Here is a 14,815-nt window from a genome sequence, read left to right as displayed (position 1 = left end):
TTTGGAGGAGATTAAATGACTCTAATAGAACCAGATATGACCTTAAGAATGCCAGATATAAGTACTACAGTAGAAACACTTAATCTCATATCTAAAATGAATGCTCAAAAAGAAAATATTCGCACAGTTATTGCACCTGAACATAAGCATAAATACAAAGATATTGAAAACGGATTAAAAGGTGAAGAAAAAGTATTAATTGAACAAATGGCGCAACATTGCGAGGCTTTTAAAGCTAATTTTAAAGGCGCAGCTCAAGGAGATTGGGTTAAAAGTGCCATGTCTGAGATAGACAGCATTAAGGATGACCTGAAAAAAATTAATAGCTAAACTACATATCATTATACTAAATAAAGCGACCAATGTTCAGTGTATTCACAACTGACACTAGGCCGCTTCTTTTTAATTTATTTTATTTCCATGTAAAGTAACGCTCTCTTAATCGAAATATCACACTCACAATTGTAAAAACACAACTTAAATTACTGTCCCGCATTAAACATATCCACATTCCAAACAGCAACAACAAAATCCTCAAGTACCAAAAGCTATGACCACTTTATCAAAATCAACGCAAGTTAACCTCTCCTGAACTACCCGCCATAAATCATCTTCAACTTACAAACCATAAAGCGCTGCAGTTAAGTATTGAATGGCATAGCCAATTGAAATAAAAATAGCAATCGTTATAATAGCACTGCCAATGGTATATAAAGTATGTTTCGTAGATAATCCTTCAGTCTTTGAACCAAAAACACTGAGTAGAATAAATGCAATACCAATGATATATAAAACTAAAATGACAAATAACATGTTTATACACCTCGATTCTCTCTCGTGAGATATATCTTTGTCTCTATTATAAAGTAAAGTGCTCAATAATTTAATTAAGTATACTATTTTTTTATTATCGAAGATTGCGAAAGGTGAAATGCTCCTATATAATGTAAAACGGAATTATTCCTATTTACAAATAAATTGAAGTGAGGGTATATATATGGCTAAAATTCCAGTTACGGTATTAAGTGGTTATTTAGGCTCGGGGAAAACAACGTTGTTAAATCATATTTTACAAAATCGTGAAGGTCGACGTATCGCAGTAATTGTAAATGATATGAGTGAAGTTAATATCGATAAAGATCTTGTCGCAGATGGTGGGGGACTATCGCGCACAGACGAAAAATTAGTCGAACTTTCTAACGGTTGTATCTGTTGTACACTTAGAGACGATTTATTAAAAGAAGTTGAGCGTTTAGTGAAAAAAGGTGGCATCGATCAAATTGTTATTGAGTCAACAGGGATTTCAGAGCCAGTACCTGTTGCACAAACTTTCTCATATATTGATGATGAACTTGGCATTGATCTTACAGCGATTTGCCGTTTAGATACAATGGTTACAGTTGTGGATGCTAACCGCTTCGTCCATGACATCAACTCAGAAGATTTATTGATGGATCGTGATCAAAGCGTTGATGAAACAGATGAGCGTTCGATTGCTGATTTATTAATTGACCAAGTTGAATTTTGTGATGTATTGATTATTAATAAAATTGACTTAATAAGTGAAGAAGAACTAGCGAAGTTAGAAAAAGTGTTAAGTGCATTGCAACCGACTGCTAAAATTATTAAGACAACAAATTCTGAAGTAGATTTAAAAGAAGTCTTGAATACGCAGCGTTTTGATTTTGAAAAAGCGAGCGAGTCAGCAGGATGGATCAAAGAACTTGAGTCTGGTGGGCATGCATCGCATACACCTGAAACAGAAGAATATGGTATATCATCGTTTGTATATAAACGTCGTCTACCTTTCCATGCTAAAAGGTTCAATGATTGGTTAGAAAGCATGCCAAATAATGTCGTTCGATCAAAAGGTATCGTATGGTTAGCACAATACAATCATGTAGCATGTTTATTATCTCAAGCAGGGTCATCTTGCAATATTCATCCAGTTACATATTGGGTGGCTAGTATGTCTGAAGCGCAACAAACGCAAATATTAGCAGAACGCCAAGACGTCGCAGCTGAATGGGATCCAGAATATGGCGATCGTCATACACAATTTGTCATTATTGGTACAGACTTAGATGAAGGTGCAATTACAAAAGAACTCGATGCATGCTTAGTCAATGCGCAAGAAATTGATGCAGATTGGCAACAATTTGAAGATCCATATCAATGGCAAATTAGACCGGCACGATAAGTTGAATGAAGTGTAATCATTTTTAAATTGTGGCTTAATTGTTTGCAATTTATGACAATTAATAAAAAGTTAAGATGTTCTTAGGATCTTTTTGTTTTCAATCTATCTAAAGTGTGATAGTTTTGATAAAGCAGAAATTTGCATTTTATCCATAGGGCTAGGACATGTATGTGTCTTAGTCCTTTTTATATTTGCGTTGATGAAAAATGACAAAACCATCGTACCAACTGTTAATTGAAAGTACAATCATTGTTTAAAGGTCATAAAAATGAGTGAAGCAAATGCAGCTATCAATGTACTATTACTGCTTACAGTCACACGAGTGTTTCAGCCTAAACGTGCAATGAAATTCTGCACGCGTCCAATATATCATGCGCTAGATCATGAAGATCATTAAGATTTCACATGCCAAATCATGAATGTCTCAGACCTCGAGTATCAAACATAAAACACGCCACAAAAATATAACGCGTCAGACTACAAAGATCACGAATATTCCGTACGTCCCACTAAGAACATCCTATACAAAAAACACCAAGACCATTTATTTGCAACAAACTACCCAGACTCATCTCACATCAATAAATCAACACAAAGCAAAGCCACCATCCCTATTGGTATAGTGGCCTGAGAATTTTAAGTATTCAATTCGCTTAAATTATTTTGCGAAAATGTCGATAATTGCTTTGATGATTTTAATGATAGTACCTACAATAGCCATCGTTTTGTCCTCCTGTATGTTGATTTAACATAGTGATGAGTTGTTGATCGTTAATGTTTGAGATTAGTAGTTACCTAAAAATTTACCAAGTAAATCTTTAAAGAATTTGAATAATTTTGCTACGAATTCCATGTGAATGGCCCCCCTTCAAATAAGATGTTCATATCTATGATATTTTTATAACTTACTTACCAGTGAATTTCTCAATTAATCCTTTAATGAATTTAATGATTCCTGCAATGATACCCATGTGAAAGACCTCCTTTGTTTGTTATGAAAACTTATTTACCAGTGAATTGTTCGATTAAGCTTTTGATAACTTTAATGATGCCAGCGATGATACCCATTAAGATTACCTCCTTTGCTTATGAGTTAACTTCATTGTACATAGTTATCTTGTGCGTAATTGATTTTTTTCCTAACTTGAATTGTTATGATCATAACTGCGAATTTTTTATTTTAAAAGGACGGGAAATACTGCCTAACTGTACAGGTGCATTTACAAAATCTTTACAATCATTAGTTTAGTGGGGTTAAGGTCATGAATTTGACATGAAGCAGAAATTTAATTATATTTTATGTTATAAGTTTAAAACGAATAACACGTTAGGTCTCGTCTAGGCAAAGCATATTTATGAAGATGAATTGAACAGACAGAAGTAACATTTTATATACATATGTGCATGGGAGCACGCTTAAAGAGAACAGTGTAACAAGGTATATCAACATACCATGGTGCAGTGTCTAGTTAAACTGAAACCTGCAATAGTAAATTTTCTGCCATTATGTACAGAATCTACTATTGTAGGTTTTTCTTTTTATACATAAGCATTATGCGAGAGATTAGAAATAAGGAGGTTATGCAGTGTTAAGTTTTCAATTGCTATTTTCACTGTTTGTTATTGCGCTTATCATTGCATTGATAAGTGGCTTGTTGTTTTTAGCACCAGTTATGCCAATGAGATATATTAAATTACATTTATACATACTAGTCATGCCAGTATTATTTGCAGTCATTGGCTTTTTCGGTATTCATGGTCAACATGTCTTAGGTCCATTTAAAATAGATCGTTTATCTTGGTTATTAGCTGGCTTTGTAATGGCGCTTGGCTTTATTATTCAAAAGTTTTCAATGCGATATTTACTAGGTGATCATCATTATAGACATTACTTTCCATTGTTCACTGCGATTACATCGTTTGCATCTTTAGCATGGATGTCTGAAGACTTAAGACTGATGGCACTCTGCTGGGGTATGACATTATTATGTTTAACATTGCTGATGAACGTTAATCGTTTTTGGAAAGTGCCACGTGAGTCTGCGAAATTATCAAGCATGACATTTTTATGTGGTTGGCTTGCATTCGTTGGAGCAATTGTATCTATTTATATTGCAACTGGCGAGTGGCGGGTACCACAACATATAGCGCATCCGACATGGTCATTGTTGACGAATGTACTACTTGTATTAGCTGTCATGATACCGGCAGCACAATTTCCTTTTCATCGATGGTTGATTGAATCTGTAACAGCACCAACGCCAGTATCGGCAATTATGCATGCAGGAATTGTGAATGCAGGTGGTGTTATTCTAACTCGTTTTGCGCCGATATTTGATAATGGATTTGCGTTATCATTATTACTTATCCTTTCAAGCATTTCTGTATTGTTAGGATCGGGTATTAGCTTGGTTCAAGTTGACTATAAACGCCAATTGGTGGGCTCTACGATGAGTCAAATGGGCTTTATGTTAGTTCAATGCGCACTTGGTGTATATTCAGCAGCGATTATACATTTAATATTGCACGGTATTTTTAAAGCAACATTATTTTTACAATCAGGTTCTATCGTGAAGCGATTCAATATTCCAAAACAAGCATCTGCTAAAGACGCTTATGGCTGGATTGTCATGGGACGTGTATTAGCTATTATCGTGGCATTTCTGTTTTGGATGAGTAGTGACAGAAGTGCATATGAAGTGTTAAGTGCACTCATTCTAGCATGGTCATTACTTGTATCTTGGAATCAAATGGTAGCCTTTAGTAAAGGGCGTATGGCACGTCTGGTTGGCATGATTTTGATTTCAATTGTGACATTTATCTACATCATCACACATAATTATTTTTACGATGTATTACAAAATATAACAACACATGCGACAACGCCGCCTACAATTAGTGTCATCATTAGTGTTGTCATATTAATATTTGGTAGTTTATTAAGTATCTGGGTAGCGCGTCATCGATACTCTAAGACTTTTGCGGTATTGTACGTGTGGTTAGTTAATCTAGGAGAAGCACGCTCGAAAGCGATAGAAAGTCATCCGAATTATTTGAAGAAGTATTTATAGGAGGTGAAAGGTATGACAACACAGTTAAATATCAATTCAGTCATTGAAAATGCGAAACGTGTTATTACACCATTATCACCGATTTCGATTTTTGCAGCACGAAATCCATGGGAAGGATTAGAAGCGGATACGTTTGAAGATGTCGCAAAATGGTTACGTGATGTTCGCGATGTGGATATTTTCCCAAATAAAGCATTAATAGAAAGTGCTGTGGCACGCGGTGAATTAGACGAAAGTGTCTTTAATCAACTTGTTACTGATATGCTACTTGAACATCACTACAATATCCCGCAACACTACATCAATCTTTATATTGATAACATTAAAACATTAAAAGACGTACCTGCATCATACATGAATCATTCAAATGTTGATGTTGTTGCTGATCTACTATTAGAAAAATCAAAACGTGATATGGCTGAATCATATCATCACTATGATGTACGTCCGATGAGTGATGCAATAATAGATGAACAAGGTGAGCCACTTAGCGAACAAGTGAATCGTCAAATGATTAAATGGACGAAACTTTATATCGATCAATTTCTATCGAGTTGGACAATGCCGAAGCGTGAGCAAAGTTTTTACCATGCATGGTTGCATTTAGCGCAACATGACCATAGTTTTACTAAAGCACAGCGCCAAGTGATTAAAGGCTTACCCAATGATCCTAAAATGACGATAGAGTCAGTATTAAATCATTTTTCAATAGCGCAGGAAGACTACCAAGCTTATGTTGAAGGACATCTTTTGGCGTTACCGGGTTGGGCAGGTATATTATACTACCGCTCACAACAGCATCACTTTGAACAACATTTGTTAACGGATTATTTGGCCATTCGGTTAGTTGTCGAACAATTGCTAGTTGGTGATGAGTTTAAGTCAGTCACTAAAGATTGTGAAAGCAGATCGGAAAATTGGTTTAAGCAAACTGTTGCATCATGGTGTTACTACAGTGATATGCCTAGCGATGTATTACTACAACATGACGTCAATGAAATTCAAACGTTTATTCATTTTGCAGCAACTATGAATAAAAATGTATTTAAAAATTTATGGTTGATTGCCTGGGAAATGACATACGAATCTCAGTTAAAACAAAAAATTAAAGCAGGTCATGAAAGTGTGGCGGGCGCATTAGATGTAAACCAAGTAAATGTTACTGAAAATGACAACGCTAATCAGTCACATTCAGTATCGTTAAATGCCACACAAGCAGTTGATGAAAATAATAGCGAGCTAAATCAGGTGGGCACATCAACGAAAGCGCAAATTGCATTTTGTATAGATGTTCGTTCAGAACCATTTCGTAGACATATCGAAGCAGCAGGGCCCTTTGAAACGATTGGTATTGCAGGTTTTTTTGGATTACCTATTCAAAAAGATGCCGTAGACGAACAATTCAAACATGATTCATTACCTGTCATGGTACCGCCGGCATATCGCATTAAAGAATTTGCAGACCGCTACGATATGAATGTTTATCGACAACAGCAACAGACAATGTCATCGATGTTTTACACATTTAAATTGATGAAAAATAATGTTATGCCTAGTCTGTTATTGCCTGAATTAAGTGGGCCATTTTTAAGCTTGAGTACCATTGTCAATTCGATTATGCCTAGAAAAAGTCGCGTGTCTTTACAAAAAATAAAACAAAAATGGTTAAAAAAGCCTGAAACAAAGTTAACGATTGATCGTGAGTTTGACAGAACATCAGACTTACCTGTTGGATTTACTGAACAAGAGCAAATTGATTTCGCGTTACAAGCGTTGAAATTGATGGATTTAACCGAAGCATTTGCGCCGTTCGTTGTGTTAGCAGGTCATGCTAGTCATTCTCACAATAATCCACATCACGCATCACTTGAATGTGGGGCTTGTGGTGGTGCATCAAGCGGTTTTAATGCTAAGTTATTAGCGATGATATGTAATCGTCCAAATGTCAGACAAGGATTAAAACAAGCAGGCGTGTATATTCCAGAGACTACTGTTTTTGCGGCAGCAGAACATCATACGTCTACTGATACATTGGCATGGGTATATGTGCCAGACACATTATCAGCTTTAGCTCTAGATGCATATGAATCATTGAATGACGTCATGCCGATGATTTCTGAACACGCGAATCGCGAACGTTTGGACAAACTGCCAACGATTGGTCGTGTGAATCATCCAGTGGAAGAAGCGCAGCGGTTTGCAAGTGATTGGAGTGAGGTACGTCCAGAATGGGGCTTGGCTAAAAATGCATCATTTATAATTGGACGACGCCAATTAACAAAAGGCATTGATTTAGAAGGGCGGACATTTTTACACAATTATGATTGGCGTAAAGATAAAGATGGCAAATTGTTAAATACCATCATTTCTGGTCCGGCGCTTGTGGCACAATGGATTAATTTACAATATTATGCGTCGACAGTTGCGCCGCATTTTTACGGAAGTGGGAATAAAGCGACACAAACCGTCACGTCAGGTGTTGGTGTCATGCAAGGTAATGCGAGTGATCTGATGTATGGCTTATCATGGCAATCTGTTATGGCTGCTGATCGAACGATGTATCATTCGCCAATTCGTTTGCTTGTCGTTGTTCAGGCACCCGATTTTGTTGTAGCTAGACTACTCGCGAATAATGAGCATTTCGCTAGGAAGGTGTCTAATCATTGGCTGCGTTTAATGAGCGTTAATGAGGAAGGGCGTTTTAAAAGTTGGATTTAACGATGAAATGTTGCGATGCTAAGTAACTAATATATCATCATATCTACAATGTTCTAGCTTCTTAAAATATACTAAAAATGATAAACTTAATGTTATAGTTGATGTCGTGATAACGATACAAAGATGAAGTAATCAATTTTAATATTATTGGAGTTAGTGATATGAAAAGAACGAAAGGTGAAATCGAAGCTGAAATCAGTAAAGCCATTACGCAATGGGAAAAAGATTTCCTTGGCAGAGGTTCCTTGTCGGTTAAATCAGACATTTTAAGAGATATGGTGATTATTAGTTTACAAGGTATCTTAACGCCAGCAGAATATCGTGTGTGTAGTACGAATGAAGGATTATTAAATATTAAACGAACACGTTCTGAATTAGTTGAATCCGGTGAGCAAGATTTGAATGATATCATTTTTAAAATTACAGGTATCAAAGTGATGAGCTTCCATAGTGATTTAAGTACAGTTACAGGTGAACGTATTATCGTATTCAAACTTGAGGATAATTTGGAAAAGCATATTTAAGAAGGTTAGGTATGCTTCTGCAGGCTTATTAAAGCTATAGAAGTATGCTTGGTTAAACAGCGCAACGCCATATATTTGGGTGTGCTGTTTTTCTATTATATGATGTGTTTATCATGTGTATGTATGCATTGGTTTGAATATAGCCCGTGAAAGGTGTATGTCATAAAATTTGTGAATGGTGACAAGTCAACGCAAGCATATTTGTTGCGAGACATGCCCACTATCCTTTTACATAAAGAGTATATGTGTGACGTAGGCATATAATCGATAAAGTATACCTAAAAAATTAGGTATAATGACCATTGTTGCAATAAGTTTTTCGGCCTTGAAACCGATAATGCATAGTATAATAGGAATAAAATATAATACAAATATCCAGTAAATCAAATTTGAAAACGATGGATGTATAGGGGTAAAGAATCTAACTAATGTAATGATTAACGCTATATAGACAAAAATTACTCTATTGATACGCCCTACCCCCTCTGTATAATAAATATAGATCGTACTAAATTGAAAATAGCAAAATATTGTTATTTCAATTATACAATGTTTTATTTGCAATATACATAACAATATGAACTTTATAATTTTGATATTGTCGGTAAAGTGAAATTTGTGGCACATTGATATTATGGATAACATTTGTAAAATGAAAATGATGATACGAGGAGATTGTAAGATGATAGATAAAAAATTAACATCACCGAAAATGACAGTGCCTTTATTTTTAATCGCGCTGATTGTATTTATAGGTATGTTTTACAGTGTAGTGACAAATCAAGAATGGCTTAAAAATATAGATATGGGATCATTAACATGGTTTACAGATTATTTCGGTGAGCCACAACGCCAGTATGTTAACAATTTATTTAATTACTATATGACGTTTAGTGCGGAAATTGGAGATGTCAAAGGTGTCGTGTTGATTTCCATTATCGTCACAATCATACTGTTTATTAAACAGAGGCATTTAGCGGTTTGGTTTGTGACATATTTGGTTTCAGGTGTCATCATGAACAAATTAATTAAAGATACTGTTTTACGTCCAAGACCATATAATCATTTAGCCGTTGATACAGGCTTTTCATTTCCGAGTGGACATTCTAACGCCAGCACATTATTATATTTCGCCTTAATGATCATTATTATTTCAGTTGCTGCTAAGACAATGACAAAAGTGTTGAGTGCGCTGGTTATGGGAATATTATGGCTTAGCATATTATTTTGTCGCCTTTATTTTCATGCGCATTACTTTTCAGATGTCATTGGCGGCACGTCACTAGCAATCATTTGGGTAGCGTTATTCTTAATGGTATACCCATACTTTATTAATCATCGACGACAACGCGTTTAGCAAACATCTTTAGACATAGTGGAGGTATATAGAAAAATGAGAATTAAAACACCGAGTCCATCTTATTTAAAAGGCACAAATGGACATGCGATATTATTATTACATTCATTTACAGGTACAAATCGGGATGTGAAGCATCTTGCAGCTGAGTTAAATGACCAAGGATTTAGTTGTTATGCACCGAATTATCCAGGTCATGGTTTATTATTGAAAGATTTCATAACATATAATGTAGATGATTGGTGGGAAGAAGTTGAGAAAGCTTACCAATTTTTAGTCAATGAAGGTTATGAATCTATCAGTGCAACGGGTGTGTCTTTAGGTGGATTAATGACATTAAAATTGGCGCAACACTATCCTTTGAAACGTATCGCTGTCATGTCAGCACCAAAGGAAAAGAGTGATGATGGCTTAATAGAACATTTAGTTTATTATAGTCAACGCATGTCGAATATTTTAAATCTAGATCAGCAAGCATCGAGTGCGCAATTAGCAGCAATTGATGATTATGAAGGTGAAATTACGAAGTTTCAGCATTTTATTGATGATATCATGACAAATTTAAATGTTGTTAAAATTCCAGCTAATATATTATTTGGTGGTAAAGATGCGCCATCCTATGAAACAAGTGCACACTTTATTTATGAACATTTAGGATCAGTAGACAAAGAATTAAATGGTCTGAAGGATTCTCATCATTTAATGACGCATGGAGAAGGCAGAGATATTTTAGAAGAAAATATTATTCGCTTTTTCAATGCTTTAACATAATTGAAGATTTTAAAAATTAACACTTGAGTGACGATGTTATTATATTTGTCATTTGAGTGTTTTTTGTGGCGTGATAGTATAGGGAACTTAGACAAAGTTAATTTGTATTGTGATGTCGTGGAAATATTATGTAGTTATACCTGAAGTTGATTTGTATTGTGATGTTGTGGGAATTTTGTGGGCATTGTACCTGAAGTTGTTATGTGGCGAGATGTTGGGGATATGGATGGTGTTGTATGTGGCGAGATGTTGGCGCAAGTATACAGCGTTGAACCAGAAATTTTAATGTAGCGTAATGACAACACGTTACAAGGGATTTCCTATATTATGATAAACTCAGGCGCTACCGTATTAATGAAACAATTTTGATGCAGGTGTATTGCATGTTATTTACATACATGTTAGAGTGTTACTTAAACACGTAGACGCTTTAACGCTTTAAAGGAGATGTGAATGATGAAAAGACAACAATCACAATGGAAGTCATCAACTGGATTTATTTTAGCTAGTGCGGGTTCTGCAATCGGTCTTGGTGCCATGTGGAAATTCCCATATATGGCAGGGATCTATGGCGGCGGTGCCTTTCTAGCTATGTTCTTAATATTCACCATTTTTGTTGGATTACCATTACTCATTATGGAATTCACTGTTGGGAAAATGGGACGGACATATACAACACAAATATATAGTAAATTAACTGGTAAAAAATGGCTCAATATCATTGGCTGGAACGGTAATTTGGCAGTGTTTATTTTATTTGCCTTCTATAGTGTTATTGGTGGTTGGATTGTCATTTACATCGGACAAGTATTATGGCAATTAGTTATATTTCAACGCATCAATCATCTCCAAGAAATGAATTTTGAAGCGGTAATATCAAATCCTTGGTTAACCGTTCTAGGGCAAGGTATATTCATATTCGCTACGATGATTATTGTCATGTTAGGTGTTGAAAAGGGATTAGAAAAGGCATCGAAAGTTATGATGCCGTTGCTGTTTGTCTTTTTAATCATCATTGTGATTAAGTCTTTAACATTAGATGGTGCCTTAGAAGGTGTGAAATTTATTTTACAACCAAGAGTGTCAGAGATTACTGCTGATGGAATCTTGTTTGCGCTAGGTCAATCATTCTTTACGTTATCATTAGGAACTACAGGTATGATTACTTATGCGAGTTATGCCTCTAAAGACATGACGATTAAGTCATCAGCTATTTCTATCGTTGTTATGAATATCTTTGTATCTGTATTGGCAGGCCTAGCTATATTTCCGGCGTTACATAGTTTTGGCTATGAGCCACAAGAAGGGCCTGGATTATTATTTAAAGTACTGCCAATGGTCTTTAGTCAAATGCATCTAGGCACATTATTCTATTTGGGATTCTTAGTGCTGTTCTTATTTGCGGCTTTAACGTCATCTATTTCTTTATTAGAATTAAATGTTTCTAACTTCACGAAGAATGACAATACAAAACGTAAAAAAGTCGCAGTGATCGGTAGTATATTAGTATTTATCATTAGTATTCCAGCAACCTTATCTTTTGGTATCTTAAAAGATGTAAGATTCGGTGCGGGAACGATTTTTGATAATATGGATTTCATCGTTTCGAATGTATTGATGCCATTAGGCGCATTAGGTACTACGCTTGTCGTAGGACAATTATTAGATAAAAAGTTATTACAACAATATTTTGGTAAAGATCGATTTAGATTATTCAGTGGTTGGTATTACTTAATTAAGTATGCGATGCCTGTCGTTATTATTTTAGTCTTTATCGTGCAATTATTTAGTTAATATATAGAAGCATCTGACACACAAGTATTTGTGTTGCTCAGGTGTTTTTTTGTTTGGAATTGAAAATTTTGTACTGGTTCTGAATTAATCGAAACTTAGATAATTGCAAAATAACAAAATGTCGTTTATAATTCTTATCTGAAAAGTAAGAATTAAAATTGAGACATGAAGAAAGGTTTCATTCATTTGATCGGCATGTCAGATGAGGGTGCATCTATGATTACTTATGATTTAATTGGCAATACACCATTAGTACTGTTAGAACATTATAGTGATGATAAAGTTAAAATTTATGCCAAGCTTGAACAATGGAATCCTGGAGGCAGTGTTAAAGACAGACTCGGGAAATATTTAGTAGAGATGGCAATTCAAGAAGGGCGTGTGCGTGCAGGTCAAACTATTGTTGAAGCGACTGCTGGCAATACAGGCATAGGGTTAGCTATTGCAGCAAATAGACATCATTTGAAATGTAAGATCTTTGCGCCGTATGGTTTTTCAGAAGAAAAGATTAATATTATGATAGCGCTTGGTGCAGATGTTTCAAGAACGAGTCAGTCTGAAGGTATGCATGGGGCACAATTAGCTGCACGTTCATATGCTGAAAAATATGGTGCCGTTTATATGAATCAATTTGAATCCGAACATAATCCGGATACATATTTTCATACATTGGGACCCGAATTGACTTCAGCATTACAGCATATTGATTATTTTGTGGCTGGTATTGGCTCTGGCGGTACATATACAGGTACCGCACGTTATTTAAAGCAACATCACGTGCAATGTTATGCCGTTGAGCCAGAAGGGTCCGTGTTAAATGGAGGGCCAGCTCATGCACATGACACTGAAGGTATCGGTTCTGAGAAATGGCCGATATTTTTAGAGAGAAGTCTTGTAGATGGGATATTTACGATTAAAGATCAAGATGCCTTTCGAAATGTCAAAAGTTTGGCAAAGCATGAAGGATTATTGGTAGGCAGTTCTTCAGGTGCAGCATTACAAGGTGCATTGAATTTAAAAGCGCAATTATCTGAAGGTACGATTGTTGTCGTATTTCCAGATGGTAGCGATCGATATATGTCTAAGGAAATATTTAATTATGAGGAGAATGATTATGAATAAGAAAACGAAATTAATTCACGGTGGACACACAACGGACGACTATACAGGTGCAGTTACAACACCAATTTATCAAACAAGTACATATTTACAAGATGATATTGGTGATTTACGTCAAGGATATGAATATTCTCGTACTGCGAATCCAACAAGAAGTTCTGTAGAAAGCGTTATTGCGTCATTAGAAAATGGCAAACATGGCTTTGCATTTAGTTCAGGTGTTGCAGCAATCAGTGCAGTTGTTATGCTGTTGGACAAAGGTGATCATATTATTTTAAATTCAGATGTATACGGCGGTACTTATCGCGCATTGACAAAAGTATTTACACGATTTGGCGTTGAAGTGGATTTTGTAGATACAACGCATACAGATTCAATTGTACAAGCGATACGCCCAACAACAAAAATGTTATTTATTGAAACACCTTCTAATCCATTATTACGTGTTACTGACATTAAAAAGTCTGCTGAAATTGCGAAAGAACACGGTTTGATTTCAGTCGTTGATAACACATTTATGACACTTTATTATCAGAATCCATTAGATTTAGGCATCGATATTGTCTTACATTCTGCAACGAAATATTTAGGTGGACATAGTGATGTCGTTGCTGGTTTAGTTGCAACATCGGATGACAAGCTTGCAGAACGTTTAGCATTTATTTCAAATTCAACAGGTGGCATTTTAGGACCTCAAGATAGTTATTTACTTGTGAGGGGGATTAAAACATTAGGTTTACGTATGGAACAAATTAATCGCAGTGTTATTGAAATTATTAAAATGTTACAAGCACATCCAGCTGTGCAACAAGTGTTCCATCCAAGTATTGAAAGTCATTTAAATCATGATGTCCATATGGCTCAAGCGGATGGCCATACAGGTGTGATTGCTTTTGAAGTGAAAAATACAGAAAGTGCCAAACAATTGATTAAAGCAACATCGTATTACACATTAGCTGAAAGTTTAGGTGCAGTGGAAAGTTTAATTTCAGTACCTGCATTGATGACACATGCATCTATTCCAGCAGATATTCGAGCTAAAGAAGGTATTACAGACGGACTTGTAAGAATTTCTGTAGGTATTGAAGATACTGAAGATTTAGTAGATGATTTAAAACAAGCACTAGATACGTTATAAATAATAGCAGCACTGGCATATATTTTGAGTTCAACGTTTGTTGTTCTTGAATATGCTAGTGCTTTTTTGTGTGGTGTTAATATTTCGTAATTGCATTGTGGAGGATTGCTGGTCATTTTTATT

General features: G+C 35.4%; 18 protein-coding genes. 12 read left to right on the top strand and 6 right to left on the bottom strand.

Annotated elements, in window-relative coordinates:
* The first annotated feature begins 15 nt into the window (after positions 1-15).
* Positions 16-330 (top strand): hypothetical protein, encoded by a 315-nt coding sequence (locus NST10_RS07990; protein ID WP_000172546.1) that lies wholly within the window; start codon positions 16-18, stop codon positions 328-330.
* Between the two features lie 288 nt (positions 331-618).
* On the opposite strand, the gene NST10_RS07985 is transcribed toward NST10_RS07990, so the two are convergent.
* Complete coding sequence (locus tag NST10_RS07985) at positions 619-879, bottom strand: hypothetical protein (RefSeq protein WP_001794548.1); 261 nt, start codon at positions 877-879, stop codon at positions 619-621.
* A gap of 118 nt (positions 880-997) precedes the next feature.
* Between NST10_RS07985 and NST10_RS07980 the strand changes: the two genes are divergently transcribed.
* Together NST10_RS07980 and NST10_RS07975 are read left to right on the top strand one after the other, a co-directional pair.
* Positions 998-2,200 (top strand): GTP-binding protein, encoded by a 1,203-nt coding sequence (locus NST10_RS07980; protein ID WP_001062991.1) that lies wholly within the window; start codon positions 998-1,000, stop codon positions 2,198-2,200.
* Between the two features lie 268 nt (positions 2,201-2,468).
* The gene (locus tag NST10_RS07975; RefSeq protein WP_001287492.1) at positions 2,469-2,597 is read left to right on the top strand and encodes a hypothetical protein; all 129 of its coding nucleotides are present in this window, start codon (positions 2,469-2,471) and stop codon (positions 2,595-2,597) included.
* Between the two features lie 261 nt (positions 2,598-2,858).
* Here NST10_RS07975 and NST10_RS07970 read toward each other — a convergent pair whose 3' ends face one another.
* The 4 genes from NST10_RS07970 to NST10_RS07955 all read right to left on the bottom strand — a co-directional run bounded on the left by NST10_RS07970 (position 2,859) and on the right by NST10_RS07955 (position 3,268).
* Positions 2,859-2,921: a phenol-soluble modulin PSM-alpha-4 gene (locus NST10_RS07970; RefSeq protein WP_014532416.1), complete on the bottom strand. Its 63-nt coding sequence runs from the start codon at positions 2,919-2,921 to the stop codon at positions 2,859-2,861.
* 63 nt (positions 2,922-2,984) lie between these two features.
* A complete protein-coding gene (locus NST10_RS07965; protein ID WP_099119694.1) occupies positions 2,985-3,053 on the bottom strand; it encodes a phenol-soluble modulin PSM-alpha-3 in 69 nt (22 codons plus the stop codon).
* Between the two features lie 52 nt (positions 3,054-3,105).
* Positions 3,106-3,171 (bottom strand): phenol-soluble modulin PSM-alpha-2, encoded by a 66-nt coding sequence (locus NST10_RS07960; protein WP_014373780.1) that lies wholly within the window; start codon positions 3,169-3,171, stop codon positions 3,106-3,108.
* Between the two features lie 31 nt (positions 3,172-3,202).
* Positions 3,203-3,268: a phenol-soluble modulin PSM-alpha-1 gene (locus NST10_RS07955; protein WP_014373781.1), complete on the bottom strand. Its 66-nt coding sequence runs from the start codon at positions 3,266-3,268 to the stop codon at positions 3,203-3,205.
* Positions 3,269-3,786: 518 nt separating this feature from the next.
* Here NST10_RS07955 and NST10_RS07950 point away from each other — a divergent pair.
* From NST10_RS07950 to NST10_RS07940, 3 genes are all read left to right on the top strand, one after another.
* Positions 3,787-5,271, top strand: coding sequence for an NADH dehydrogenase subunit 5 (locus NST10_RS07950; protein WP_000948285.1), 1,485 nt, complete (start codon positions 3,787-3,789; stop codon positions 5,269-5,271).
* Between the two features lie 12 nt (positions 5,272-5,283).
* Positions 5,284-7,989, top strand: a complete 2,706-nt coding sequence (locus NST10_RS07945) for a YbcC family protein (RefSeq protein ID WP_000211555.1) — start codon at positions 5,284-5,286, stop codon at positions 7,987-7,989.
* A gap of 161 nt (positions 7,990-8,150) precedes the next feature.
* A complete protein-coding gene (locus NST10_RS07940) occupies positions 8,151-8,513 on the top strand; it encodes a DUF2294 domain-containing protein (protein ID WP_000831495.1) in 363 nt (120 codons plus the stop codon).
* 228 nt (positions 8,514-8,741) lie between these two features.
* On the opposite strand, the gene NST10_RS07935 is transcribed toward NST10_RS07940, so the two are convergent.
* Positions 8,742-9,158 (bottom strand): hypothetical protein, encoded by a 417-nt coding sequence (locus tag NST10_RS07935; protein ID WP_078055748.1) that lies wholly within the window; start codon positions 9,156-9,158, stop codon positions 8,742-8,744.
* A 37-nt stretch (positions 9,159-9,195) separates the two neighbouring features.
* Here NST10_RS07935 and NST10_RS07930 point away from each other — a divergent pair, with 37 nt between their 5' ends.
* From NST10_RS07930 to NST10_RS07905, 6 genes are all read left to right on the top strand, one after another.
* A complete protein-coding gene (locus NST10_RS07930; RefSeq protein WP_000565823.1) occupies positions 9,196-9,870 on the top strand; it encodes a phosphatase PAP2 family protein in 675 nt (224 codons plus the stop codon).
* A 36-nt stretch (positions 9,871-9,906) separates the two neighbouring features.
* Positions 9,907-10,641, top strand: a complete 735-nt coding sequence (locus NST10_RS07925; protein ID WP_001220806.1) for a carboxylesterase — start codon at positions 9,907-9,909, stop codon at positions 10,639-10,641.
* A gap of 177 nt (positions 10,642-10,818) precedes the next feature.
* Positions 10,819-10,932: a hypothetical protein gene (locus NST10_RS07920; RefSeq protein ID WP_000513423.1), complete on the top strand. Its 114-nt coding sequence runs from the start codon at positions 10,819-10,821 to the stop codon at positions 10,930-10,932.
* 165 nt (positions 10,933-11,097) lie between these two features.
* On the top strand, positions 11,098-12,435 hold the full coding sequence (locus NST10_RS07915; protein WP_339209332.1) for a sodium-dependent transporter: 1,338 nt from the start codon (positions 11,098-11,100) through the stop codon (positions 12,433-12,435).
* Between the two features lie 216 nt (positions 12,436-12,651).
* Positions 12,652-13,557, top strand: a complete 906-nt coding sequence (locus tag NST10_RS07910; RefSeq protein WP_000634110.1) for a cysteine synthase family protein — start codon at positions 12,652-12,654, stop codon at positions 13,555-13,557.
* Positions 13,550-14,692, top strand: a complete 1,143-nt coding sequence (locus NST10_RS07905; protein ID WP_001036658.1) for an aminotransferase class I/II-fold pyridoxal phosphate-dependent enzyme — start codon at positions 13,550-13,552, stop codon at positions 14,690-14,692. The genes NST10_RS07910 and NST10_RS07905 overlap by 8 nt, the downstream gene beginning before the upstream one ends.
* Positions 14,693-14,815: the final 123 nt, after the last annotated feature.

Origin of the sequence: Staphylococcus sp. FSL W8-0305 (assembly GCF_037966415.1) — a bacterium.
GTDB lineage: Bacteria > Bacillota > Bacilli > Staphylococcales > Staphylococcaceae > Staphylococcus > Staphylococcus aureus.
The sequence above is the reverse complement of the archived record's forward strand: the minus strand, read 5'-3'. Positions and strand labels throughout refer to the sequence as shown.

What these genes read in the sequence shown, in the direction of transcription:
- NST10_RS07915 (WP_339209332.1), top strand. Translation starts at nt 11,098, where the DNA reads ATGAAAAGACAACAATCACAATGGAAGTCATCAACTGGATTTATTTTA.
- NST10_RS07980 (WP_001062991.1), top strand. Translation starts at nt 998, where the DNA reads ATGGCTAAAATTCCAGTTACGGTATTAAGTGGTTATTTAGGCTCGGGG.
- NST10_RS07990 (WP_000172546.1), top strand. Translation starts at nt 16, where the DNA reads ATGACTCTAATAGAACCAGATATGACCTTAAGAATGCCAGATATAAGT.
- NST10_RS07935 (WP_078055748.1), bottom strand. Translation starts at nt 9,158, where the DNA reads ATGTTATCCATAATATCAATGTGCCACAAATTTCACTTTACCGACAAT.
- NST10_RS07910 (WP_000634110.1), top strand. Translation starts at nt 12,652, where the DNA reads ATGATTACTTATGATTTAATTGGCAATACACCATTAGTACTGTTAGAA.
- NST10_RS07945 (WP_000211555.1), top strand. Translation starts at nt 5,284, where the DNA reads ATGACAACACAGTTAAATATCAATTCAGTCATTGAAAATGCGAAACGT.
- NST10_RS07925 (WP_001220806.1), top strand. Translation starts at nt 9,907, where the DNA reads ATGAGAATTAAAACACCGAGTCCATCTTATTTAAAAGGCACAAATGGA.
- NST10_RS07905 (WP_001036658.1), top strand. Translation starts at nt 13,550, where the DNA reads ATGAATAAGAAAACGAAATTAATTCACGGTGGACACACAACGGACGAC.
- NST10_RS07930 (WP_000565823.1), top strand. Translation starts at nt 9,196, where the DNA reads ATGATAGATAAAAAATTAACATCACCGAAAATGACAGTGCCTTTATTT.
- NST10_RS07975 (WP_001287492.1), top strand. Translation starts at nt 2,469, where the DNA reads ATGAGTGAAGCAAATGCAGCTATCAATGTACTATTACTGCTTACAGTC.
- NST10_RS07940 (WP_000831495.1), top strand. Translation starts at nt 8,151, where the DNA reads ATGAAAAGAACGAAAGGTGAAATCGAAGCTGAAATCAGTAAAGCCATT.